The sequence below is a fragment of the Catenuloplanes japonicus genome (genome assembly GCF_000717135.1).
In the GTDB taxonomy this organism is placed as follows: domain Bacteria; phylum Actinomycetota; class Actinomycetes; order Mycobacteriales; family Micromonosporaceae; genus Catenuloplanes; species Catenuloplanes japonicus.
Genome location: NZ_JNXY01000077.1, coordinates 1 through 1,892, shown reverse-complemented (window position 1 = coordinate 1,892; position 1,892 = coordinate 1). Strand labels below are relative to the sequence as shown.

The window sequence follows — 1,892 nt, the reverse complement described above, 5'->3', positions numbered from 1 at the left end:
GATCGGTGTGGAGTTCATGGTCAGCACGTAGGGCGATTCCGGCTGCAGGCCGCCGCCGCTGACCGTCGCCTTCGCACCGGTCAGCGGTGCGTCGAGCGTAAGCGCGAGGTTGAGGTTGATCCGCGGCGGGTCGGCCGGGTTCGGCGGCACCGGCGTGAGCATGCTCGGCGAGCTGATCGTGGCGTAGATGTCACCGTTCGCGGCGACCTCCACCCCGGCCGGCTGGCCGACCTCGGTGGCGAGCGCGGGGCCCTCCTTCACGTCGTACCCGCCCTGCGCGCCGACCTGGTCGACGGCACCGGCATCGGCCCGCGCGAGCGGTGCCACGGTGAAGGTCTTGCCGGCGATCACGCCGCCGATGCCCAGGCCGCCGCCGGAGAAGTCGGTGCTCACCTCCGTGATGACGCCCGCGTACGAGGCCGTGTAGAGCGTGCTGCCGGTCGCGTCGAGGGACAGGCCGACCGGGTACGGGTAGAACAGCTGGCCCAGCACCTGCCCGGTCGACGAGATCTTCAGGAGGCGGCCTTCGGTGGTGTCCGACACGTAGACCGTGCCGTCGGTCGCGACCGCGATGCCGTTGGGCGTGGCGATCGAGAACATCGTCGCGTCCTGCAGCGGCGAGGGCGTCGTCGAGATCGGGCCGCCGTCGCCCGCGATCACCTGGATGGTGGGGGAGATGACCGTCGGGTCGACCCGCGAGACCACGTGCTCGTCCTGGTCGCCGAAGTAGAGGTAGTTCCCGTGCGCCACCATCTGGGTGGGCGTGTTCACCTGATTGTTCAGCGGCGACCCCTGGGACCCGTTCCCGACCACCGCGGTCAGGTTCCCGTTCACGTCGGCCCGGTAGATGTAGCCGGTGTCCGCGCTGCCGACGTAGAGGCTTCCCTTCAGCCAGGCCAGGCTGACCAGGCGGCCGTGACTCTGTCCGTTGCGGGGCAGCTGCAGGCAGTCGCCGGGGATGCCGGCGAGGACGGACAGCTGGAAGGTCGGCGTGATCTTCTCGATCACGCAGTTCCCGGTGTCCGCGACGTAGAGGTTGCCCGCCGGGTCGAACGCCATGTCGGTCGGGTCGTCCATGGCCGACAGGCGGGCCGCCCCGGCCGTAGGCTGGCCGGACCCGGGGGTGTTGCTACCCGCGATAATCGACAGCTGATACTGCGAGGCCGGGTTCAGCACCGGTTCTGCCGCCGACGGCGCGACCGCGCCCAGCGCCGCCATCATTCCCGCCCCCGCGGCCGCCACCACGCCGACGCCGAGGCACCGCTTCCGATAAGCCAACATTAATCCCCCATGTACTTTATTTCGCTATCTAGACCACCTTAGGGTTATTTGACCGATTGGAAGATCAAAATCGACAAGCTCGGGGGTACGCGTGGAGCGCAGGGACGGCAGCGCCATCTCGGTTGCTGCCGTTTTCCGAGGGCTGACCGGAAACGGGCATCGGGCGCTCTGCGGCGGCTACTTCGTTGGATGGCGGGTTGGGTTCGGCCGTGGTCGCGCCCGGATGCGGGAAGCTCGTCAGCTGCCGGCCCCAGGGCCGGCGTCAAGGGCAAGGTCGTGGTCCGGGTATCGGACTTCGGTGCAGGGATGTCTGCTGCTGGTGAGGATGGGCGGCGGGCTACCCCGGACCGGTGGCACCGTACCGGCGTAACCCGCTGCCTCACCCTGGCACCGAAAGGTCAGTAGCGGACGACGATCACGACGCGCCGGTTGAACTTCTGGCCCTTGCCCAGCCCGTTGACGCCACCTGCACCGACCGTGGAGATCGGGGCCTTCACACCGAGCTTGCGCAGCTGGTCACGGACCGCGTTCGCGCGCTTCAGCGCCAGGCGCTTGTTGGCCTTGGTCGCGGCCTTGCCCTTGCTGTCCGTCTCCGTGTAGCCGGTGATCGT

General features: G+C 68.8%; 2 protein-coding genes. Both read right to left on the bottom strand.

All coding sequences use genetic code 11. The features are described 5' to 3' along the window. Positions 1-1,281: NHL repeat-containing protein (locus OP04_RS48045; RefSeq protein ID WP_157241399.1), on the bottom strand; the 1,281-nt coding region annotated here is incomplete at its 3' end. 398 nt (positions 1,282-1,679) lie between these two features. Beyond that, positions 1,680-1,892, bottom strand: a 213-nt coding sequence (locus OP04_RS48040; RefSeq protein ID WP_033346795.1) for an OmpA family protein, incomplete at its 5' end; no start/stop codon positions are given.